Origin of the sequence: Sulfuricaulis sp., assembly GCF_024653915.1 — a bacterium.
Taxonomy (GTDB): domain Bacteria; phylum Pseudomonadota; class Gammaproteobacteria; order Acidiferrobacterales; family Sulfurifustaceae; genus Sulfuricaulis.
The window spans coordinates 1-21,942 of the sequence record NZ_JANLGY010000009.1; the positions used below are offsets into that span (position 1 = coordinate 1).

23 protein-coding genes and 2 tRNA genes are annotated in these 21,942 nt (G+C 57.7%); 8 read left to right on the forward strand and 17 right to left on the reverse strand.

Translation table 11 applies throughout. The features are described from left to right. The first annotated feature begins 8 nt into the window (after positions 1-8). Positions 9-99 (forward strand) — tRNA-Ser (locus NUV55_RS04740). Positions 100-160: 61 nt separating this feature from the next. Next, positions 161-237 (forward strand) — tRNA-Arg (locus NUV55_RS04745). 63 nt (positions 238-300) lie between these two features. Here the strand turns inward: NUV55_RS04745 and NUV55_RS04750 are convergent. From NUV55_RS04750 to NUV55_RS04805, 12 genes are read right to left on the reverse strand one after another with little or no spacing between them, the layout of a single operon-like run. Continuing rightward, a complete protein-coding gene (locus NUV55_RS04750; protein WP_296670837.1) occupies positions 301-1,362 on the reverse strand; it encodes a tyrosine-type recombinase/integrase in 1,062 nt (353 codons plus the stop codon). Then, the gene (locus tag NUV55_RS04755; protein WP_296670839.1) at positions 1,334-1,573 is read right to left on the reverse strand and encodes a DUF4224 domain-containing protein; all 240 of its coding nucleotides are present in this window, start codon (positions 1,571-1,573) and stop codon (positions 1,334-1,336) included. The genes NUV55_RS04750 and NUV55_RS04755 overlap by 29 nt, the downstream gene beginning before the upstream one ends. Before the next feature lie 7 nt (positions 1,574-1,580). Further along, on the reverse strand, positions 1,581-4,772 hold the full coding sequence (locus tag NUV55_RS04760) for a hypothetical protein (RefSeq protein WP_296670841.1): 3,192 nt from the start codon (positions 4,770-4,772) through the stop codon (positions 1,581-1,583). A 25-nt stretch (positions 4,773-4,797) separates the two neighbouring features. After that, positions 4,798-5,295, reverse strand: a complete 498-nt coding sequence (locus tag NUV55_RS04765) for a hypothetical protein (RefSeq protein WP_296670842.1) — start codon at positions 5,293-5,295, stop codon at positions 4,798-4,800. A 4-nt stretch (positions 5,296-5,299) separates the two neighbouring features. Then, a complete protein-coding gene (locus tag NUV55_RS04770) occupies positions 5,300-5,992 on the reverse strand; it encodes a hypothetical protein (protein WP_296670844.1) in 693 nt (230 codons plus the stop codon). After that, positions 5,989-6,234, reverse strand: a complete 246-nt coding sequence (locus tag NUV55_RS04775) for a hypothetical protein (RefSeq protein ID WP_296670845.1) — start codon at positions 6,232-6,234, stop codon at positions 5,989-5,991. The genes NUV55_RS04770 and NUV55_RS04775 overlap by 4 nt, the downstream gene beginning before the upstream one ends. Beyond that, positions 6,231-6,527: a hypothetical protein gene (locus NUV55_RS04780; protein WP_296670846.1), complete on the reverse strand. Its 297-nt coding sequence runs from the start codon at positions 6,525-6,527 to the stop codon at positions 6,231-6,233. The genes NUV55_RS04775 and NUV55_RS04780 overlap by 4 nt, the downstream gene beginning before the upstream one ends. 3 nt (positions 6,528-6,530) lie before the next feature. Continuing rightward, entirely contained in the window at positions 6,531-8,096 is a 1,566-nt protein-coding gene (locus tag NUV55_RS04785; protein WP_296670848.1) for a terminase family protein, read from the reverse strand. Beyond that, on the reverse strand, positions 8,093-8,773 hold the full coding sequence (locus tag NUV55_RS04790; protein ID WP_296670850.1) for a hypothetical protein: 681 nt from the start codon (positions 8,771-8,773) through the stop codon (positions 8,093-8,095). Before NUV55_RS04790 ends, NUV55_RS04785 begins: the two co-directional genes overlap by 4 nt. Beyond that, entirely contained in the window at positions 8,770-9,270 is a 501-nt protein-coding gene (locus tag NUV55_RS04795) for a sigma-70 family RNA polymerase sigma factor (RefSeq protein ID WP_296670851.1), read from the reverse strand. Before NUV55_RS04795 ends, NUV55_RS04790 begins: the two co-directional genes overlap by 4 nt. Continuing rightward, positions 9,257-10,000, reverse strand: coding sequence for a hypothetical protein (locus NUV55_RS04800; RefSeq protein ID WP_296670853.1), 744 nt, complete (start codon positions 9,998-10,000; stop codon positions 9,257-9,259). Before NUV55_RS04800 ends, NUV55_RS04795 begins: the two co-directional genes overlap by 14 nt. Continuing rightward, positions 9,919-10,200 (reverse strand): AlpA family transcriptional regulator, encoded by a 282-nt coding sequence (locus NUV55_RS04805; RefSeq protein WP_296670855.1) that lies wholly within the window; start codon positions 10,198-10,200, stop codon positions 9,919-9,921. Before NUV55_RS04805 ends, NUV55_RS04800 begins: the two co-directional genes overlap by 82 nt. A gap of 559 nt (positions 10,201-10,759) precedes the next feature. Between NUV55_RS04805 and NUV55_RS04810 the strand changes: the two genes are divergently transcribed. Both NUV55_RS04810 and NUV55_RS04815 read left to right on the forward strand, forming a co-directional pair. Beyond that, positions 10,760-10,966, forward strand: coding sequence for a hypothetical protein (locus tag NUV55_RS04810; RefSeq protein WP_296670857.1), 207 nt, complete (start codon positions 10,760-10,762; stop codon positions 10,964-10,966). A gap of 619 nt (positions 10,967-11,585) precedes the next feature. After that, the gene (locus NUV55_RS04815) at positions 11,586-12,344 is read left to right on the forward strand and encodes a recombinase family protein (protein ID WP_296670859.1); all 759 of its coding nucleotides are present in this window, start codon (positions 11,586-11,588) and stop codon (positions 12,342-12,344) included. Between the two features lie 29 nt (positions 12,345-12,373). On the opposite strand, the gene NUV55_RS04820 is transcribed toward NUV55_RS04815, so the two are convergent. The 4 genes from NUV55_RS04820 to NUV55_RS04835 form a co-directional block, all read right to left on the reverse strand. Beyond that, positions 12,374-12,622: a hypothetical protein gene (locus tag NUV55_RS04820; protein ID WP_296670861.1), complete on the reverse strand. Its 249-nt coding sequence runs from the start codon at positions 12,620-12,622 to the stop codon at positions 12,374-12,376. A 69-nt stretch (positions 12,623-12,691) separates the two neighbouring features. Then, entirely contained in the window at positions 12,692-14,926 is a 2,235-nt protein-coding gene (locus NUV55_RS04825) for a bifunctional DNA primase/polymerase (RefSeq protein ID WP_296670863.1), read from the reverse strand. 20 nt (positions 14,927-14,946) lie between these two features. Beyond that, positions 14,947-15,147: a hypothetical protein gene (locus NUV55_RS04830; RefSeq protein ID WP_296670865.1), complete on the reverse strand. Its 201-nt coding sequence runs from the start codon at positions 15,145-15,147 to the stop codon at positions 14,947-14,949. Between the two features lie 59 nt (positions 15,148-15,206). Beyond that, positions 15,207-15,563: a hypothetical protein gene (locus tag NUV55_RS04835; protein WP_296670866.1), complete on the reverse strand. Its 357-nt coding sequence runs from the start codon at positions 15,561-15,563 to the stop codon at positions 15,207-15,209. A 448-nt stretch (positions 15,564-16,011) separates the two neighbouring features. Here NUV55_RS04835 and NUV55_RS04840 point away from each other — a divergent pair, with 448 nt between their 5' ends. Then, positions 16,012-17,412, forward strand: coding sequence for a TIGR03013 family XrtA/PEP-CTERM system glycosyltransferase (locus NUV55_RS04840; protein ID WP_296670868.1), 1,401 nt, complete (start codon positions 16,012-16,014; stop codon positions 17,410-17,412). Between the two features lie 20 nt (positions 17,413-17,432). Here the strand turns inward: NUV55_RS04840 and NUV55_RS04845 are convergent, their stop codons facing one another. Next, a complete protein-coding gene (locus NUV55_RS04845; RefSeq protein WP_296670870.1) occupies positions 17,433-18,335 on the reverse strand; it encodes a DnaJ domain-containing protein in 903 nt (300 codons plus the stop codon). Between the two features lie 477 nt (positions 18,336-18,812). Here NUV55_RS04845 and NUV55_RS04850 point away from each other — a divergent pair, with 477 nt between their 5' ends. The 3 genes from NUV55_RS04850 to NUV55_RS04860 are packed head-to-tail and all read left to right on the forward strand — an operon-like array spanning position 18,813 to position 21,942. Next, positions 18,813-19,445 carry an XrtA/PEP-CTERM system exopolysaccharide export protein gene (locus NUV55_RS04850; protein ID WP_296670872.1) on the forward strand — a complete coding sequence of 211 codons (633 nt, stop codon included), beginning with the start codon at positions 18,813-18,815 and terminating at the stop codon, positions 19,443-19,445. 15 nt (positions 19,446-19,460) lie between these two features. Further along, on the forward strand, positions 19,461-20,999 hold the full coding sequence (locus NUV55_RS04855) for an XrtA system polysaccharide chain length determinant (protein ID WP_296670873.1): 1,539 nt from the start codon (positions 19,461-19,463) through the stop codon (positions 20,997-20,999). Between the two features lies 1 nt (position 21,000). Then, entirely contained in the window at positions 21,001-21,942 is a 942-nt protein-coding gene (locus NUV55_RS04860; protein ID WP_296670874.1) for a CpsD/CapB family tyrosine-protein kinase, read from the forward strand.

Here is a 21,942-nt window from a genome sequence, read left to right on the forward strand (position 1 = left end):
GCTTGCAAGGAGAGATGGCCGAGTGGCCGAAGGCGCGCCCCTGCTAAGGGCGTATGGGACAAAATCCCATCGAGGGTTCGAATCCCTCTCTCTCCGCCAGTGTTTTCTTCAAATATTGCCTTTTTCATCCCCTCACTGTTCAGTATAATCCGCGGCCCATGCGCCCGTAGCTCAGCTGGATAGAGTATCAGGCTACGAACCTGAGGGTCGGGAGTTCGAATCTCTCCGGGCGCGCCATTTTTAAGATGTTTTCGCGGTGTCGAAAATAGGCATTGTGCTATTAAAAGCCGTTTGTGCTATTCAGCGCAGTGGTTTTACTCGCTCCGGTTTCCGCCGGTAAATCCTGTTTGTTGTGGCGCTGCTGGCGTGCGCGAGTAGTTGCTGCGCGTGCGCCAGGGTGTCGGCATCGGAGGCGCACTTAGCCCTCAGGTCGTGTTCCGTGAACCGCTGCTCAAGACCTGTTTCCTTTATTACGCGATCCATGAACCGCTGCCACATGCTATCCCAGCCGTTCGCGGTGCCGTTGTCCTTCACATAGCATTCGCCGTCAGCGTTGCAGAACAGCCACGGTGCGATATGCACCGGGCGTGCCGATTTCGCTTCATCCACGGCATCCTGTAGAGCCTGCGTCCATTCTATAATCAGGCGCTTCCCCGTGGTTTGCGCGGTTTTGTGCGGCTGCACATGGATGCCGTCTGCTTGCAGGTCGCCGATACGAAGGCGCAGCAGATCGCCACGGCGTAGCCCAGTCAACAGCTTGACGCGCATGTAAGCCTGCACCGCCAGCACGCTGCCGCGCTTGCGGCGCGGCTTGAGGGATAACGCCTTGACGATCTCGTCGTCCTCCACGTATCGCATGCGTGGCGGGGTCGGTATTTTACGGAACTTCCCTTCGATCATAGGGTGCGTTTCTCGCGCACCCCACTCAATCGCCTTAGTGAAGGCGTGGCTCAAAACTTCCAGTTCGCGGTTTGCGGATGTTGGTGCTAGCTTGCCGCGCTTGTCCCGATATTGGTACGCGTGAATCGGTTTGAAGTCGATAACCGGCACGCCGCCAAAAACAGCCTTCAAACGACGGATCGCTTCGCTGTTGGCGGCTTGCGTCCTCGGCGCCTTCGCGGGCACGACTTCAAGCGAGTAGCGGTCCAGCAGGTCGTCGATCGTTCGCAGCTTCGTATCGGCGGCCTGTAGCCTGGCCGCCCATGCCCGGTAGGCTTCCGGTAGCGTGCTTCCGAGTTTGAATTGCTTTTTCCCCTCCCATCGGTTTTCCATTCCGGGGGGAACTTGGTAATAGTAGGCGCCGTGATAGTGGCGCCAGCGGGCGGGCAGTCCTTTATTTTCGGATCGTCTCGGCCGTGACATTCAGCGTATCCCAGTTAGGTTCGGCCCCGCGCGAGCGAGTGGAGAAGGGCAGGGTGGCACCCATTCTAACCTCAACAGCGGCACGGAGCACAAGCGGGCGCCCATCGGCGTCCCGCAGCGCCTCGAATCCGTTAGCGCGCAGCCAGCGTGTTTGTGCGCCGTGTCGCACTCGTCCGGTCAGGTCGCGCATTTCGTCGGTGGTCAAAAACATTATCGTGTCAGCGGGTTAACTGCGCCGCCATTTCGTTGGCGATCCGCTGTATTTCCACTGCTCGCGCTTCCGGCGGCAGGGCCACTAGGGCGGCTTGCTGCCTCGCGCCTCGTAAAACCTTCGAGTAAATGCCTTCTTTCACGATGTCCGGTATGCGGTCCCAACCTTCGCTGCCCACGATACGGGCCAGCAGGTCGTGCGCAAACTCGCCTTGCTTCTGCGTGTAGGCGTTGCGGGCTTCCGGCGTGATCTCCACGTCCCCGATCTTGCCGGTGCCGCGGCCGACGTGGACTTTCTTCGGCGCGATCGGCAGGCGGATACCCATTCGCGCCGCCTCGGTTAATACTTTGTCCTTGGACTCGCGCGTGACCGCCACCGGGGCCATCGGGAATAACCTCTCGGGTTCGACGGGCTGCCCGGTCAACAGATTCCTTTTTGGCAACAGTTGCTCGCGCCAGATCGGGATGCGGCCCTGGATGGCATCAAAAATAGAATTAATCTCGCGTGTATGCGGATCCATCGCCGCGGCTGTTTGACCGAGCGCGGCCGGGATGAGTGAGGCCGCATACTGGTCGAGGAACCGCCCGCCGTATCGTTGCGGATCGGTGACGGCGCTGACCAAGTTCGACAACCCGGAGAGGTAGGTTTTAGAAATGGTCGCGTTGCCGATAGCGGCGACGATCGTGCCGTACATATCGATTTTACTGGAATCTTCGTTGGCCGCCAGCGTGATCTCAGCCATGTCCGCGGCAGCGCCGACCATCAACCCGAGCGGGTCCAGGCGTTCGTAACTGTAGTAACTGTCGCCAATCTTGATACTGTATGGCTGCCAACCGGCGGCCATCATGGCGCGGCGCTTGTCCGGGTCGGAGATGCCTCCCCCCGTTATGCCCCCATCTTTTACCGCAGCGACGACGATTGTCGCCACCACGCCCCCGACAATGGTGCGCGCGATCGCCAGGTCTTGCGCCACCTTGCCGTTCTTGCCAGCCAGATCGCTGCGCGCGCTTTCCATCAGCAGGTTCACGCCGGGAATGCGTTCCGCTGCCCACTTAACGAGGTTGACGGGGGTACGAATGAACGGCATGACGAATTCCAGCGGTGTGCCGCGCGTCATCCGCTGTAAAGCGACACCCATCTTTCCGAGCTTGTTGGTGAACACGGCTTTGTCGCCGGCCGCAAGGGAGGTTTCCAGCATTTTCTCCGTGGGGTTCTGCACCAGGTCTTCGACGCGGGTGTTGAACTCGCGTGTCTGAGGCGCTAATTTTTCTTTGTACGCTTGACGCACCGCGAGTGCGTACATCTCCCCGCGCTCAGCCATCGTGCGGAAAAACACATCTTCGGCGGATAGCGCCCGGAACGGCGTGCGGATGACTTTACCCGCCGTGCCCTTGATCGCCCCCTGCGGGCGTTTCACATCGACCTTTTCGCTCAACGGTTCGCGCCCAGCCAGCACTTCCCGCGCCATTTTTAATCCGTCCATCACACCGCGCGACATACCGGTTATAAGCGCGTGCGTCTCGACGAGTTCTACGCGTTCCCCAGCCGCGGAACCGCGGACGCGACCAATAAACCCTGCCAGCGCCCGTTCAGGGATGGTCATACTGAGGCTGCTGATGTTGCCGGTGAGGTTCGCCATGTGGGTGGTGGGTCCAGACAGGATGCTGGCCTTCCACGCCTCGATGACCTTTTCCAACACGGTCGGGTCGCTGTATTTTCTGGCCGCCCTGCCCGCGGCGGCCGGGCTATCAGCCTCGCTCGCAACGCGAGCAAACTCGGTGATGCGCTCGCGCCCGCCGTAGGACTCGATGACCTCCGTCATCTGTTCCAGCTTCTTCGTCAGCTTGGAGGTGGACTTCAGCATTTCCAGCGCCCGGCCGGCTTCCGCGCGCACGCCCATGAACTCCGAGAAGATCATGGCGGTGCGCTCGGTCTGCGCCAGGAACTGCGTGACCTGCTCCCCTGTCGCGTTGGCGCCTAACTCGGAAATGGCTTTTCCTTTTTGCATCAGGTCGACGTAAGCGCGCTCGGCGATGAACGCTCGCGCCATAATTTCCGCTTGGTTGCCGGCCGTTCCAGGCAACCGTTCGCCGGTTGTCCCCAATATGTCGGCCAGTTTCTGTTTCGCTTCCAGCAGAGACTGTTCGTGCGACACCGTGCCACGGCGCTGCGCCTGAATTTTGTCCCCGTACAGTTCGATCGTGCGCGCCACGGCCGATTGCAGCTCGGCCGGGTTGTTGATGTAATCGAACTTCGGCAGCGTGATTTCGCTCTGCAAGTCCTTTGGTTCGATGAAGGGTTTCTCCATGAACTTCACCGCCGTCGCACGGTCTTGCAATTCGGGGACCGCGGCCTTGGCGTTTTCGGCGGCGGCCAGTTCCTGATACTTTGTTGGTACTTCTCCCGATTTCGCCAGTTCCGCTTTCAACGCCGGATCCTTCATCGCGTCCATCGCCACCTGCTCGGGCGGGATGCCGGTCTTGGCGTAGATGTTGCGTATGCGGCCAACCGTAGCCGCTACTCCGTGCAGCCCACCCACCACGATCGCGGCGTCCAGAAAATCCTGTGCGGTCGGCATCCGACCTTCGAGCGCGCTGCCGGTCCCGACCAGCGCCGTGACTTCCGCGCCGGTTCGGGCGACTACGCCCCCGCCGAGGCCACGGACAAACTTGCCCGCGCCACCGGTAGCCGCGCCAATGACGGCGCCTTTACCGCCACCGATTACTCCGGCCTTGGTGATTTCCCAAACCTCTTCCCAGGTATCAACCGCCCCGCCTTCGTAAGCCGTCATCAGGGCTTCACGGATAGCGGAAGGCACGGCGAATGCACCGGCGGCTGCTGTAACGGGAGAAGCTGGGCCACCGCCTATTGCTCCCCCGACAAGTATTCCCGGAATATCGCCGACCAGGCCGGCCGCAGTTCCGAAAGCACGTTCGTACCATGCAGCATCTTCGGACATCACTGTGTCGGGGGCTTTACCGCGCACCATGAGCCCGCCGGAGCTGGCTTGCAGATTGGCGATGATAGAGTTGAGAATGCCGCCCGGCGCGTTGACGTGCGGCTGTTCGAGCATTTGCACCCGCTGCGCTACGTCCCAAGGCTCGACGACGCCCCTAGCTGGCGCAGCTTGGGGTATTTCCCACGGTTCGATGACGGCAGGTTCGGTCATTGGCCGGGTACGATCTGATTCATCAGTCATTTGTTTTTCCTCCTAACGCACGCCATTAATCGAATCCACCCGGGCCGTCATCGTACCGGCTGGCAATGGGTACAGGCCGGCCGTAGTCATACGCCCGGGCGCCACCCATGAGCAAACTGCTTGCGGCGCCGAAGTACCCCGAGGTCTTAGCCGTCTTACCTTCAGCCCCGTAAAGCAAGGCATCAGTCGCGTAACCGCGCTCCCGCAACGTACCGGCATATTCGGCCCTTTGAAGGTCCAAGGTGGACTCAATTACCGATTCCTCCAACACCTCAAGTGGCGATCCCTCCATTGTCACGCCAGAAGCGCCCACAGCAGCGCGGATCGCTCCGAGCTGCTGGTACTGTTTCTTACGCAGGCTGATGACGTCGGCCTTCGTCTGCTGCTTGGCAATTTCAGAATTCTGAAGCGAGATGTCTCTATTGAAATCCGCCGCCTGCGATTTAGCCTTCGCGGACGCAATGGACCCCACCGCCTGCATCCCGGCGCCCGCAAAAAGCATTATGCCTGCCGTTGCGCCCATATCATCACTCCTTTCTTTTGCGCATGGACAAGCGTTCCGCCTGCGCTGAAACCAGATTGATTATCATGGCGCTGTTTCCAAGCCCGGATTGATCTATGAAGTCGAGAATACCTGGCTGTTTTGCGTCCAGCTCGGTCAGCAATTGCCGCGCCAAGTTCATGCGTTCGCTGAATTTATCCTTCCACAGGCTTTGCAGCTTGAATGCCTGATCGCGCTTGTAGAATTCTTTTTGGTTGTCGTCCATTTTGGAATGCGCGTCGATCACCTTGCGCGCTTCCGCCGCAAGGCTCGATCCGACATCGCGCGGGAACTTGGCGCCGGCCAGCCAGTTGCGAAGCTGCATGTCAGCTTGGCGGTCTTTGGGTGTCATCTCGCCGGCCGGCTTGGGAAAAATGTAATGCTCCGGCCGCGCGGGTTCGAAGCCAAGCTCGGCGGGCGCGGCACTGTCCACGCCATCCGCCTTCAGCATTTCGTCAGCTTGTGTTTGTGTGAGCCTGCCGGCTTGCGCTTCGTTTGTAACCAGGAATTTCAGTTGATCGGGATTCAGGCCGCCATCACTCATCTGCGATTTGAAATCGGCCTCACTCACGGCGGCCAGGTCGGGGACCGGATCGGGCGCGGGCGCCGCTGTTGCTGCTGCCGGCGCTGCTTCGGGAGGCGTCATTAAAATTTGTGAAGGGCTGGCGTTCTCGGTCATTGCTTTGTTTCCTCATTCACTTTTGTATGTCGGTAAACCTTGGCGCGGTGCTGGCTGCAATAGCTCCCGCGTCGTGCTGCCGGTGCATTGCAGAACACCAGGCCGGTGCGCCTCGTTGATCGGACGACGTACTGGCATCCAAATGGCACGGCGGTGTCGCCGTCGTCGAAATCGACCGCCTCAGACGGCGCAGGGCCAACGATCTCGACCATACCCGGCACCTCGATATCCCCCTTGTTCACACGTAGTCAAACATTGCCAAGGAGCTGGGAATCATGGAGCTTTCGTCACCTTCCAATGTCGCACGGCGGCGCTGGCGCTCAAGCCACCTTAGCTCGCGCGCTGCTCCGCACTCGCGTTCCGCTCGTATGGTGTGTTCGGCAACAAGACGCTCGTCAACGTCGAAAGCCTTCGCTCCAATATCGATCGCGGCGCCCGTCGCAGTCTCGCCTCGGCGGATCAGAAAGCGGGCACGCGCCACGGCTTGATATAACCGCGTCGGGTCAGAAGTAGCCGTTTGGTGTTCCTCTTGCATTTTTTAATCCTCCGTCGCTATGCGCGGCACCCGTCGCGGCCGGTCGCCGTGAATCTGGGCGTATCGCATTTCGGCTTCTGGATTCCCAGGGAAACGTCTTGGCAGATCGAAAGATGCAGACGTAGACGAGGGGTTGTCGTATATCGGCGAATCGCCGATCCCGACCGCCATGAAGGGCTCGCGGCGCTTCCGCTTGCCGCCGGGGCCAACGTCGGTCTTGGCGTGCCGGATCATCATCAAGCCGATGCGCAGGGCGGACAGCAGGTCGTCATTCTCTTTTACGATCAGCCCGTCCTTGCGGTGATACACCCGAAACTCTTCGAAGAACGGTTCGAGATGGCTGAAAACCCGCAGCGTGCCGTTGTGGAAACGGTTCGCCATGAGTTGGACGCCGGCTTCCGTGCTGTAGCCGCCCGCCTCGAAGGTTGCGTGCTCTTCCAGCATGTTCAGCCCTTCGTTTTTGAATAGCTTGGCGAATGACACGCCGCTTGTTGGATCCTGGCGGGCGGCATCGTGCGGCCACGCTACCGGGATCGTCTCGCCGCGGGCGCGAATGGCGCTCGCCATAGTGACCATGATTGAGGCGCCGGGTATGCCGCGGGCTTTCCAAGCGTCGTACAGGTATATCGTGTCGGTGTCGCGATCGTGCGCGAGGAAAGCCGCAGCACTCGGATGATCGAAGCCGAGGTCTATGCCGGCGATACGGGCCCAATGAGAGGGGATTTCCATCGGATCGACTTTTATGACGGACTCGGAAATCTGGAACACCCGACCGCTGCCAAGCATGGGCACGCCCTTGGTGCGTGCTTCGCGTTCGTGCTCGGGGTATCCGTCGCTAATGCGCTGCCGTTCTTCGGGCGTAAAATGGCCGGACTCTTCCAGGCTCATCTGCACATACGCGCGATCAGGCGAGGGCTCGGAAATGAATCGCTGGATAACAGCCGTCATACCCTTGAGCGGTGTCGCGGTCAGGTAAACCATTCCGCCCGTGGCGGCCACGCGGGCCATTGATTCGGAATACACATCCAGGTCGGGCTCTTCGTCCCAAGCCACAACATCCAGGGTTTCACCTTGCAGCTTCTCGCGGCCTTTTTCCTGTGACTTGAAGCTGAGCTGGGACACGCCGCCGCTGCTGTGGCGGACGAGCACCGTATCAACGGCATCGGCAATACCTCGCCCCATGTTTACTTCAAGGATTGCATCGGCAGGGATTGACCCGGTGCCTTGTTGCCCTAGTGAGCCGAGCAGAAGTCGTTGCAGCGTGTCGCGCGTTGACTCGCCGGTCATGCCCACCGCCCAAGCGCGCACCGGGCGCACGAATTTGCGGCCGGTCCACCATTCGGGATAGCGGCCGGTCAGGTGCGCGGCCAGCTCCATCGCGTTCGCCCAGGTCTTGCCGGATTGGTTGGCGCCCAGCAGCAGCCGTTCACGCTTCGTCGCGCCCAGCGTGTGGAAGTCCCGCTGCTTGGGGTACGGCGCATAATAGGCGAGTTTATTCTGAGCCCGGCGCCGTTCCAGTTCGGACAGCGTAGCGTGGTACTCGCGCAGCTTGTCGTTACTGTCCGTCATTTCTTTACCTCGATCACTTCCGCGTCGATCGCGTTCGATTTATCCATGCCCAAGTCGCGCGCCAGTTGCGCCGCGTGCGCGCGCAGTTCGTCGTCGGTGCGGGTGTCTGTGATGGTGTGCTCGTGCTTATGCCGAATTTCGCCGGACACTTTATGGTCTTGAAGATGGCCGGCGATCTTTGACTTAATCTCGATGCACCGCACGAGCCCAATAGGACTCTTGTTGTCTTTCGAGAATTGCATCGCGTCATTCAGTTCGGTGAATGTCTCCCGGATTCCGTAAGACAGTTTCGTCGCAAGGCTTCGGCGAATGTGCGCGAGTGCGATCTGTAACCGCCTGTTTCGCGCCAGTGGGTTTTCGTATGCGTACCCAGCGGCACGCGCCGCCCGAGCGGCCACTCCGTGCTCCATGTAGCTTGAGAGGAAGGCAAACTCCTGCGGGTCCAGTTCATCGAGCGCCTTCCGCACATCCTCGTCTAGCAGGTCAGGCAGGGCGGCCAGTTCGCGCGGCTGTTCGGGTTGTGACACGCTGGGTTGCTCGAAAAAATTGGCAAACGGATCGACCGCAAGAGATTCAGGCGTGTCTAGGCCGAGCATATCGGCCAAGGTGGGGGCATCGGCTGCCGCCGGCTCGTCGTCATCGAGTGAGGCGAGAAAATCATTTTTGGCGTCGTTCAATTCAAAAATTCCTGTATGGTCTTGCGGGTGCGTGATACACGATCGCGCGCGGCATCGGCGCTACAGCCCAGCGCGCGGCCGATCTCGGGGAAGCTGCGCCCGGCTGCGCACAGCTTGATCGCGTCGTGTTGTTTGTCGCTTAACTGATCGCAGGCGCGCAGGATGTCACGCGCATGATCCGTATTTGAATCGTGCCCGACTTCCATGTCGGAGATGTTTTCAAGCCAGCCGTGCGGATGTCCTTCATCGTCGGCGCCAACGTCCACCAGATGTCCTTCTGGTCGGCGCTTCGTGTGCCGCAAGTAATCAAAAGCCGTGTTTCGCATGATCGTGTTAATCCAGCCTTGCAGGTTCTGCCCGTTGAACGTGTCGTATTTTTGCCACGCCTTCAGCAGCGCGACTTGTGCCACGTCCTCGGCCGCATCGCCAACGATGCTCCGCGCGATTCGCACGAGCCGCGGCCGGTGCTCGCGCGCGATCTGCTCAAAGTCGGACATTCGCGCGCACGAGGGCATGCTGGTCTGCCGTGATCTCAGCCAGTGGCCGCGTCGTAAGATGTCTTTTGTAGCCATCGGCGGCTTCGCCCAGCAGCACGCGCAAGTTGCCCCGAATCGCATCGAGGCCGATATACTGGACTGCCGGCCCCATGAGCGCCGCCAAAAGCGCGGTCTGGTGCTCGATGTCGCGTAGTGCCTCGGCCAGTTCCACCAGCGCCGCATCAGCGCGGGCGCCTGCTTGCTCCCGGCGAGCGGCGATCTCGTCCACCTGCCGCCACACTGCGGCATCGACCGCACGTTTCTCCGCTGCTTGGGCGTCGGCCAGTCGCCGCGATTGGCGGTCCAGCACGATTTCGAGGTCGCGTAACTCATCCTTGAGGCGCCGCGCATCCTGGCGTGCCGTGTCGCGTGCTTCGGCGGCCTCGACCATGCCATCGGCAAGGGCCAGCAGTGCGCGTTCCTCGCCGGCCAGTGCCTCGTCGAGCTGTGATCGGGTCTTACCGATGCTTTCCTGAGTCGTGGTGATATGGGCGCGCGCTTCGGTTGTTGAAGGCGTGCGGCTGATAAAGCTGATTACCCGCCCGGTAAGGGTGGGCTGTTCGGGTCGTATTTTTGCCATCGGGTCGGTTCCTTTCGTTGTCTCAATAACTAGACGACGGCGGGGGCTGAAACCGAAGGCGTGCGTTTTGATGTCCGGCGAGGGGCTGCCGGCGCCAACTCTGCCAGCCACCGGGCGATATCCGAATGTCGCCAGGCGATCTTGTTGCGCGACAAGGCAATGCGTTTCGGAAATTTCTTACGCTGCTCCCACCGGAAAATTGTCACGTAGCTGGCGTCGATGCCGAACAGCGGCTCCAACTCGTCAAATTTGACCAGGCGGTCGTGATCGTGGAATGCTCTCGCGTCTGCCGAATCCGTACCTGCATCCATTGAGTATCCTCCGCGCAGTGCGGTGTGTTGACGCCCTAATCATGGTTGAAGGGTGCGCGTTGGCATAAGGTTGCAAAGTGTTGTTGCTTGTGGGCTTAAAAAAATCAGTTGCTCTAAAAAATTAATATTTGCATTCAAGGGTTTTCGGTTGTGCTTTTTGCCGCAGGTCGCAAAATTTACGAAGGGGAGCGGGTCGCGCGAAAGGAAAACAAAACTTTTTGAAGTGGAGGGGCTGCGCGCGGGGCGAACACATGCGTATGTGGGACCTAGGCTCTTCACGTTACCGGACGCAATCGGCCCCCCACCCCCCTCGATTTGAGAATCAGACTTTTTTAACCTTTCCTGCCTGGGAAATATTTGACGGTCGATCTGGGCGGGCTCGCTTTCGACGCCAGATGCGCCGGCACGATCGACGACGGAGCGAGGGCACGATGGTCGAGGGCACGACGGTCGAGGGCACGATGGTCGAGGGCACGACGGTCGGTGTTGACAACATACAAACGAACGTATAGATTTGTAGTCGGTAGGCAATCCCGCCCACCAATAACGAGGAAACACCATGAAAACCCGATATATGCACACAGTAAACGGGCAACCGGCCGCACTCCGCTCTTGTGGCTGGATATGCAAGGCAAGCCGCAACATCAAACTGGCGGCCAGTCTGAGACAGATACAGGCAGATCAGCGGGCATCCGCGGCACGCCTGGGCAAGATGGGGGTACGCCAGGCGATCAGCCAGCTTGGATACCTGCAAGTAGCCGTTTAGCTATCCCGAAGCGCGCTGATTGCCAGTGCGCTTCGGCGTGGCGTAACTGTTGCCGATTTCACAACGCGATGCGGAAGCGGCAACACGTGCGCGGGGTACTGACCTACGCATTTAAAAGGGCGGTTTTTGGCTTGTGACCATAGGGGGAGGCGAATTGAAAAACGGCAACACGGTTACAGAACGGTTACGCGTTTGCCGCTATGTTTAAAGCCACTGTAACCGTTGTAACCGTTGTAACCGTTTTTAAATTAAAGTTAAGGTAAATATATGTATGTCGTCAGCACCGCCAGCCCATCTGCCCCGCGCCAACTCGCGCAGGCCATGGTAAAACGGCAACACGGTTACAATTACAAAAAACACCCGCATTTATAGCGTAAAATCTGTATCCGTTCTGTAACCGTTGTAACCGTTTAACGATACCGATCCATGGCGGATGCAGATAAGAGACAAGGGAGGCGCGGCGGCGAGAGCTGGCGCCCTTTGCTGTTGGCGGCGCTGGCCTCCCTGGTGTTCTGGTTGCTGTTGACTTGCTACCTGATCTGCTAGCCGGCGCGCCTCAGCAGCACCGCGCGCCCTGCGGCGCCGATTTTAACCGTATATCCCAAAGGAAAAAGCGACAATGAAAACAATTCGGCAGAAAATATCTACCCCGCCCACAGGAAAAGCAGCGGCGCATCCTGACTTGAGCGGAATCGACGCCAAAAACCGAAAGTTTGTGGCTTACTATCGCGTGAGCACGGCCAAGCAAGGCCAATCGGGGCTCGGCCTCGATGCCCAGCGGGAAGCCGTCATGCAATACCTGAACGGCGGGCGCTGGGAACTGCTCAAGGAATTCGTTGAGATCGAGACGGGGCAGGGCGCCAACGCGCTGGATCGTCGGCCGGTCCTACGCGAAGCGATCAACTACGCCAAGCGCCACAAAGCCACCCTCGTCATCGCTAAACTCGACCGCTTGGCGAGGAACGTCCGGTTCCTAGCCGGCCTTATGGAGCAAAAAGTTGATTTTGTTGCGGCTGATCTCCCTTTCGCTGACAAGTTTATGCTTCACATACACGCAGTATTCGCCGAGCATGAACGGGACCGCATCAGCGAACGCACGAAAGCCGCTCTTGCCGCGGCCAAGGCGCGGGGAAAGAAACTCGGAAACCCAAATTTGCGAATAGACAACAAGAAGCGCCGGCAGCAGGCGGTACAGTTCGCAAAGACGCTCCGCCCCACCCTGCGGGCGTTCTTGGCGCAAGGGATGTCACAGAGACGCGTGGTCGATGAATTAAACGCGCTCAAGGTGCAGGCGCCACGAGGTGGAAGCTGGAAGCTCGTGCAGTTGCAGCGGGTTCTAAAACGGCTCGATATGTCGCCGCCGGCTGCGTTCCGGTGAATGACGACAGTGCTGTTGCTTGTGCCGGCCTACCCGGGAAGCGGTTTCGCGCGATACGAAATTGATTGGCTGATTTTAAATTGCAGAGGATCATCTTCGTCGTACACTGAAAATCCGCCGTTAAACGAGCAGTAGTAAACGGCGGCCGTATGGCCGCATTTTTTGATTGCTTGCACCCTGTCCCACGCCAAATCGGCGTCCGGGTGCGTACCTTCGCCCATGAGACGCCACAGGCGCTCTACACTTACCGCGTATTGCTGCTTCGCTTTTTTGCTCACTGGCTGTTCCCTCGGAGGTTTTCGCGCGAAACTATACAACACATCTCGCGGGCGGCAAATTGGGCTGCGCTACGTCGGCCACTCAACCTCATCCCCGATGAAGTGGTTCCATGCGGCCCGGCACTCCACCAGCTCGGGCAACGTATACACCCGCATCAGTTCGTCGCCGCGGCGCCGTTGCACGCGAACTGCTCCCGGCGCGCAGCGTTTCAACAACCATCCGAACGCGCGCCCGTCTGGCGCCCATGAATGGATGTTCCGATCCTTGCTATAACGTCGGAACGCCGATCTAAACCGCTCGGTTTCGACTTCCTGCGGCCAGTCGCCGCCGAAGTCGCTGCCGACGATCTGCCCTTCGGACAAACACTCATACCACCAAGATTCGAGCGGCTTCAGGCTCTCGTGTTTCTGATCCAGCAGAGCGGCTGTTTTAGGCGCGGCGTTCACGTCTACCGTACTCAAATCGAAGTCCAGCAGGTAGCGCAGCAGCAGCCCGTAGCCTTCGCCGCCGTCCGCCGCCATGCCGTCCTTCATCTCTTGAAAGAAGGCGCGGTCCTGCCGGCGCCCGTTGCCGACGTGAAACACGGAGTAGCGTCGTTCATCGACTGAGGCCGGCACAAGGTGCCCGTCGTTCCCCAAGATCACCACGCGGGTCAAATTCTCGGCGGGGTAAGGCTCGAAATTTTTTAATTCAATTATGTGCTTCTGGCCCGTAATGAGGGCTTTTAGTTTTCCCTCCATGCGTCGGTCGCCGGCCCAAAAAGTTTCATCCAGACCCAGCAGCAAGCACCGCTCCAAATGGGAATTAAAGTTCCCGACGACATAGCGGTCGTCTGCCGTGACCATAGCGTGCGCCCCCAGCAGATCACACACGCGCTCGATAAGGGCGTTCTTGCCCGTCCCTTTCTCACCGTACAGGCAGAGCGCCACGAAAGGCTTGTCGTAAGGACGCTGTAGTAGATGACCGAACCATCCTGTAATCCAGCGGGCGTGCTCATCGTTGCCCCCGGCGACGTTCTCGCGGAGATGATCTTTCCAGGCTTCCACCGCCGCGCGAGCGCGAGGCGAGCCGGTGCTTTTCGGTTCGACAGCGAAGCCGCGGAACAGGTTGTAGTATCCTGCGGGCGCCTTGCGCCCTGGCATAAAGCGCATCCCTGAATACGATCGGCGGGATTTGTCGCGCATCCATTCCTGTGTGACCGGCACGCTTTTTTTGCCGGTCTGCATGAGCCAGGCGGCGTGCTTGTCGTGGAACGCTTCTTTTCTGAGTATTTCGACGGTCGGTTGCCCACGTTCGTCGGTTGTATCCCACAAGATCGCGGATCGACCCTTAATTATCACAAAAGCATGCTCGCGGTTTAATTTTGCGAATGGATGCAGATCCTCGCCGTCGCTCTCGGTCCGATCCACCGGCTCGAATTGCACCTCCGGCGCCGCCGCTCCCGGCGTTTCTTTACCGTACCGATAGGCGTTTGCCACCTTCACGGCCAGATCATCGTCCCGCCACGGCGGCGTGCATCGTTCGTTCCAGTGTTCGATCAGCAGCGCCAGGGCATCCGCTTCTGATACGCCAAAATCCTTCAGCCGGGCGGCCACGGTGAATGCCACTTGATCGCCGCCGCTGCCCTCGACCGCCAGCAGCGCGCTGCCGGTCAGGTATTCGATCGCGCGCTTGCGTGCCCGCGGTGCGTCGATATGCGCGACCGTTGCGCTTGGGCGCGGCTTTTTCTTCTCGGCCGGCGCGCTGCACAGCTCGACGAGCCAAGCCGGCGCCTCGGCGATCGGCGCGGAGTTCTTCCAGACGTACTCACCTTGGTCGGTCGTGCTGCCCGGTGCGACGACGTAACCGTGATGCCCGCGCACGTCTACACCCGGCGCCAGCTTGGAAGCGCTATTAGCTGTCGGTCGACCGCTGGTATAAAACAGATGAAACCCGCCGCTGGGCGTTTTGGCGGTCAGAGTTTCGGGGATGCCGCCGTGCGGTTCCGCCAGCTTGCGCAGCTCGGCAAGCCCGTCTTTTCCGTTCTTCCGGTCAAGGTCGATCACGAGCATGAATCGGTCGGTTTTCCCGTCCCACCATCTTGTCGTGCAAACGCCTACATTGTGCGACTGGCCCCAATCCGTAACAGGGCAAGACCACCAGGCTTTGATCTGCTTCGGATCCCGGGTCGCCTTCTCGGGCCATGCGTCGATCCGGGGTGTTTTGCCGTCACACGGGAACACATAAAGGCCGCGCTCGGCGAGCGCCAGGACGTGCTCTAGCTTCGAGCCGGTGGCGGGTTTGGTAATTGCTGCCTGATTCATGCGAAAATCTCCGGCGTTGTTCATGGTCCGTTTTGGCCGCCTGGTGTGGATGGTTCCCGAATATCGAGCGCCAGTGTCAGCAGTTTGTCAGCCAGCTCCCCGAGCTTGCGCGCCAGGCGTAGCCGCCGGGCGCACGTGTCCGCGTTCTCGACGGCATAACTGAGCGTTTCGAGTTCGTTTGCCAGCCGGTCGAGCTGTTCCGCGTTGGTATCTTGTCCCATACCATGTAGACGCCAAGCAGGGGCAAAACCGCAGGCGTCAAAGGGCCGCTATTTTTAGGTTAATGCACCCACAGCTTTTCGGTTTCGTACTCGTAAGCAATAACGGCTTGCCCCTCCGGTGGCGCCCGCCACTCCACGCGGCCCTCAACAACGACGGCGGGCGTGAAGCCCGAGTATTGCAAGCAAACGACCGCAGAAGTGCCGAATACGGTGTCGACCAACATACGCACCGTGCCGCTTTCGGGACCGGACTCGTCTATGAGTAACCGGCTACCTAGTTGCAGGAAGCGAACCGGATCGCGGACGATGGCGCGGTGCAAATTAACTGCACGCCTTACTTCGTCGCCGACCAGCGAGTGCCCCCCTTGGCCGAGGGGGCCGGCGGGCTGTACTGCGGTTCCTGTGGCTCTTTTCATTTGTGCTATTCGGGCAATAGGTTTGACGTAAGTTCAGCGGCTTAGCTGTTTCGTGCTCATTGTTGAGTAGCACAACGACTGCCGAAGTTTGCCATATCCATTAGTGTGTTACCTCGATTAGAATTACTCCCTACGAACCTGAGGGTCGGGAGTTCGAATCTCTCCGGGCGCGCCAGACAGCAAACGGGGCCCCTTTGGCCCCTTTTTGTTTGTTTCACCTTTGTTTTCATAACACGAGTTTTCATGAATCTTAAAATAAACAGGCACTTTCACGTGTCTGGCACAGTACTTGCAAAATCCTGCTAAGTAACCGTTAGTTTAGTTAAGGCCATGCATGACGGTGGCCTTGCGTTAAACCCGAATTGGATTGTTCACGACAGAGTGAACAGGTTCGCCAGGTTAGCGCAGCTAAACGGAGCCTTTGTAAAGGATTGACAGAGCCGCTCTTATGATTCGATTGTTCAAGCACTATGTGCCGTTGCCGCTTTTCCTCATGGCTGTTACCGAGGCAGCGGTTCTCTTTGGTTCCATGTACGCCGGCGCGTCCCTGCGTTTTCTCTGGGAAGATGTCGGCGACATCAGGTTAATCGGCCCCATTTTCCCTCGCGCCCTGGTTTTCACCGCTGTCATGCTCAGCATCCTGACCGCTTTCGGGTTGCATCAGCGCGATGTCCGGGTGGAGGGACAATGGGGCTATCTCGTCCGGTTTTTCGCCAGCTTTGCCGTCGGTTTGGTGGCAATGCTGTTGATTTTCTATGTCGTCCCGAAACTGCATCTTGGTCGTGGTGCTTTTGCCTTGGTGTTTCTGTTTGCCTTCGTGGGCACGGCGCTGGCCCGCCTGATTTTTGTGCGGCTGTTCAAGCTGGACGCGATGCGCCGACGCGTATTGCTATTGGGCGCTGGCAGCCGTTCCGCCAGAGTCGAGGGGCTGGAGCGCGACGAGCAGGGACACCGCAAATTTAATCTTGTGGGGTGTTTGCCTCTCACCAATTCGGAATGTTGCCTCGACCGGACCCGGATACTGCATGACAAGGGCACCATACTTTCTGTTGCCAAGAAGTACAAAATTGATGAAATCATTGTAGGTGTGCGTGAGCGGCGGGGCGGCGGATTGCCCGCGGATCAGTTGCTGGAATGCAAATTGGCGGGTATCGAGGTCGTTGATCTGCCTTCCTTCTACGAGCGTGAGACGGGACAGATTCAGGTTGAATCGCTGAATCCAAGTTGGATGATTTTTTCCGATGGATTCAAACGGAGTCCCTTCAAGGATCTTACCAAGCGCACATTTGATGTCGCGGCAAGTGGCGGATTATTGTTGCTTACGCTTCCCGTGATGCTGGCGACCACCTTGCTGATCTGGCTGGAAAGCGGCAGCCCGATTTTTTACCGCCAGGAACGCGTCGGCGAACTTGGGCGCATTTTTCGTGTGCTGAAATTCCGTAGCATGCGCCAGGACGCCGAGCGCGATGGCGTGCCACAGTGGGCGAAAAAGCAGGATGCCAGAGTGACACGCGTCGGGCGGATCATTCGAATATTGCGCATCGATGAGCTGCCACAGGTTTTCAATGTATTCAGGGGCGATATGAGTTTTGTCGGACCGCGTCCGGAAAGGCCCTACTTCGTGGATGATCTCGCCAAGAAAATTTCCTACTATCCATCAAGGCACACGGTCAAACCGGGCATCACCGGGTGGGCCCAGATACGCTATCCCTATGGAGCCACCGTGGAAGATGCGCTGCAGAAACTGCAATACGATCTTTATTACGTGAAGAACCATACTTTGTTCCTGGATCTGATTATTCTATTTCAGACCGCGCAAGTAATTCTTTTCGGCAAGGGTGCTCGCTGAGTCTGTCGATTGGATGCGAGTCAATTTCTGACCCGGAGCGGGTTGTACTGCGCCTCATGCCATCTCGTCACACGATCTTTTTCGAAGTACACCCGGGAGAGACCGTAATCCCATACGCTTCCGGCATCACGGTCGGGCTTTCCCTGCGCGACCAATACCTCATCTTTTGTAGAGCCACGCCCAAAAAATCCTGTGTTGGCCTTTTCCAATCCAGGGAAAATATCGACTTGCAGAGGATTGTCGGTGTTTTCATCCCAGTGAAATACCTTACCCTTGGCAAAGTAGACCTTTGAGTTGCCGTAGTACCAGACATCATTCTCGGTCTTTGTGGGCACACCCTGGATGGCATACACCTCACCCAGGGAGGAGCCGATTCTGAAATACTTCTCAGCCGGTATTTCTTCCGATGAAGACTCTTCATGACCGCTATTCGGCTCCGGGTCGTCGTTTACTTCCGTCGAATGGTGATATTCCTGGGGGCTCCACGGGACTATTTGCCAGATAAAGTAGATGGATCCGAGGAGCGCCAGAGCGGCAAGGACACGGGCTCGTCGCTTGGACAGTTGGAATTTTGGGGTCCTGGCTGAAGGCGCCACGGAAGCGGGCTCATGAAACTGGATGTCGGCAGGAGGACCTTCTGCCGGCGTAACGTGACGACCACGATCTTCGATAACCGGTGGTAGTTGTTCCTCAAGGGGCAGCGGCAGCGCACCGAACTTCTTGTAATAATCCGCGAGTTCCTTGTAGGACTGGGTAATTTCCTTGGTTTTTTCCTCGGCCTGTTTTTTTTGGCGTACATTTTGCTGAAAACGGTCAGGATGCCAGACATTGACCAGTTTTTTATAGGCTTGGCGCAGCTGCTTCCAGCTGGCCCCGGGCTGGATGCCGAGTATGCGATAGTTCTTCAGATAATCTTCGGTCATGGCTGCTTTGTTTGCCTGAATTTCAGCCTGCGGACACGCAGGCTTTGTGCCACAGGCCGTGAGATTCCGGGCTGAATTGCAGGGTTGCTGTATTTATGGCGTGCTGTAATTTCTTGATTATAAGTGCAGGTAGAGAGTTTTTCCCACTATCGCCGATCACCTAACCCATCAGAAGTTCAGGGATAACCTCATGTTTCGCTATGAGATTTAATCACGGCATTATACGGCAGCTCACATTTATCCGGAATAAATGTATAATCGCAAAGTCGTTTGTGGAGCGGTAGGACAGGATGCGGCATCATCGTTTATTGGTGGTGAATCTACCGGTTTGTACTGGCCGGCAAACAAACTGACGATAGAATCGCCCTCGCAATACCAAAAAACAACGCGCTAAAGGTGGACTAATCAACTCGGGGTATCAGGCCAGTTCACGGCGATGTTGTTTGTTGAGTTTTTTGAAGAAATAAGCAGGTAAAAATGAATTTGCTTCGTATTGTTTCAGCATTGTTGGCAGGGATGATTTTACTGGTTTCGGGTTGCGCATCAGTACCGGATACCGGAGAAGGGAAGGAGGAGGCGAATCGGTTTACTTCTTACGTGGAAGGCGATTATCGTATCGGCGTAGACGATCGTCTGCAGATAACGGTATGGCGCAATCCCGAATTGTCTTTGACCGTGCCGGTGCGCCCGGACGGTAAAATATCGGCACCCTTGATTGGTGACGTTCAGGCCGGTGGCAACACGCCGACGCAGGTCGCCGCCATCATCAAGGACAAGTTGTCGGCGTATATCCGTGAACCGAATGTTGCTGTTATTCTGACGGAGTTGCGCAGCCATGAGTTTCTTTCTCGTGTGCGAGTAACGGGAGCTGTCCGTACCCCGCGTTCCATGCCCTATCGTCCGGGTATGACGGTGCTTGATGCTGTGCTTGAAGCAGGTGGCGTCAATGATTTTGCCTCACCGAATCGCACCAAGCTTTATCGCAAGGGAAAAACAAAAACCGATGTGCTCGAAATCGATCTCACCGATATTCTTACCAAAGGAAAGCTCGAATCCAACTTTGAGCTGAGGCCCGGCGACGTGGTAACGGTTCCTGAAAGACTTTTCTAGGTTGAGGATGATGCCATGAGTCTCCGCCCAGAACAGATTTTGAAGTTGCTGGCCAACGAAGCCTTTCATTATCGGAAGGTGCTGGTGATCGCTTTTTTTGCCATTAATCTTGCCATGTTAGGCTTGGGCCTGATCTGGCCCAAGGGCTTCACCTCCACCACCACCATTCTGGTGGAAGACAAGAAAATCATTCAACCGTTGATGCAGGGCGCAGCCGTCGCCACGGAAGTCACGGATCGCTCCCGATTGGCACGGGAAGTAATCCTTGGCCGGAAAGTCATGAATCAGGTCCTGGAAGATGCTGGCTGGATGAAAACCAATCCGACGCCCACGGAGCAAGAAAAAATCATCGAGAGAATCACCAAGCGCACGACCATTACGGTTGTCGGCAAGGACATTATCAAAATCGAATACAAAGACGACGATGCGCAGCGTGCTTTCACGACCACGAAAAAATTCGCCGATCTTTTTATTTCTGAAAGCCTGGGCGCCAAGATTGACGAAAGCAAAGCCGCTTTCGACTTTATCGACAAGCAGACACAGGAATATCATGACAAGCTTCTCAGGGCTGAAGAACAGCTGAAGGAATTTCGCTCCGCGAATCTGGATGCCCGGCCGGGAACCGACGCTGATATCAGTTCGCGACTCAATACGCTGCAGACAAAAATCGAACAGTCAAGTCAGGACCTCAAGGAAGCCGAAGTCAAAAAATTCTCGCTGGAAAAGCAGCTCTCCGGCGAGGCGGAAGTGGCTACGACCTTATCCCGTGAAGGTCAGTTCCGCTCGCGCATTGCGGAACTTCAGTCTCGGCTCGAGACCTTGCGCCTCAGCTATCACGACAACTATCCCGATGTCATACAGGTCAAGCATCAGATCGTGGACCTGAATCAGGCTATTACCGAGGAACGGCAACGTCGTGATGCCGCCAAGGTCAGCGGCAAAGTGATCATTGATGAAGGCGTGATCAATAATCCGATGTACCAGCAGCTCAAGCAGGAGCTTTCCCAGACGCGTGTCAATATTGAGATGCTCGCCGCCCGCATCGGTGAGGCCAAGCGGCAGTTGCAGCAGGAACTGGAACGAGGGCGGCGCGTGCACGGCGGCGAAGCAACCCTGGCCGAACTCACGCGTGACTACCAGGTTAACCGCGATATCTATCAAGACCTGCTGAGACGCCGTGAGAATGCCCGCGTTTCAATGAACCTGGACAAGGAAAGACAGGGCCTCTCGATCAAGATTCAGGAGCCAGCCACACTGCCGTTGTCGCCGAGTGGCCTGCGTTTTCTTCATTTTGTCATTGGCGGTCTGGTGCTGGGTGTGTTGTTGCCCTTGGCAATACTTTACGCGATACATCAGGTGGACCCGCGATTGCGCATCGGCTCATTGATTTCAGAGAAACATAAGATCCCGTTATTGGCCGTGGTACCTCATTTATCTGCCCCTGCGGAAACACAGGCGGTGCGTCGCGAACTGGCATGGCTTTCGCTGATGGTGAACGGCACCATTCTTGTTGTGCTCGTCACAGCAGCATTGCGTGTTGCAAAGGTTTTCTGAGATGAGCAAGATCGAAAAAGCACTGAACAAGGCCCGCACCACGGGTAGCCTGCGGATAGTTTCACCGCAGCCCCAGCCGGTATCGCGCGAGAAGGTTAGCGATGACGCATCCACCGCGAGCCATGTGACGGCACTGATCGAACAGCGTGCCAGCTCGAGCGAGGCCATTGCCCGAATGGAGGAGAAGGCGCCGCTCAGCAAACAGGCACTGTCCCATAATCGCGTTATCTATCCAGAGCTTGGTGACAATGCTACGGTGCGTGCGTTTCGCGAGATTCGAACCAAGATTATTCAGAAAGCCCAGGGCCGCAACTGCGTCATCATGGTTACCTCGGTTTCCAGTGGTGGCGGAAGCAGTTTTGTCTCGCTCAATCTGGGGGTAGCGTTTGCCTTTGACGCCGGAAAGACGTCGCTCCTGGTGGATTGCAATCTGAAGAATCCCTCGCTGCATCGTCTTTTCGGACAGGGTTCCTTTCGGGGATTAACGGATTACATGGAAAATTCGGAGATGGATATAGCCGACATCATTCATCCCGTGGGCATTGAGCGACTTCGCGTCATCCCTTCCGGCGGCAAGCGTGAAATTCCTGCCGAGTATTTTACGTCCCTGAAAATGAAACAGCTTCTGGAGAACATCAGACAGCGTTACCGGGAGCGGTATGTTCTCATTGATGCGCCTCCCATGACAGAATCGGCGGATACGCAGATCCTGGCTGAATTGTGTGATTTCGTGGTGCTGGTGGTGCCCTATGGCCGCGTGACGGATGCTCAGATTAATACTTGCATCAAGGCCATCGATGACAAGAAGCTGGTGGGTGTCGTGTTCAACGACGAGCCCGCTCTCCCGGACTTTCGCTGGTTGGATATGCTGAAGAATCCGTTTGCCGCCATCAGGGAGGTTATTTCCCGCCCGGTTAACCACAGGAACAAAAAGGTAAAATAA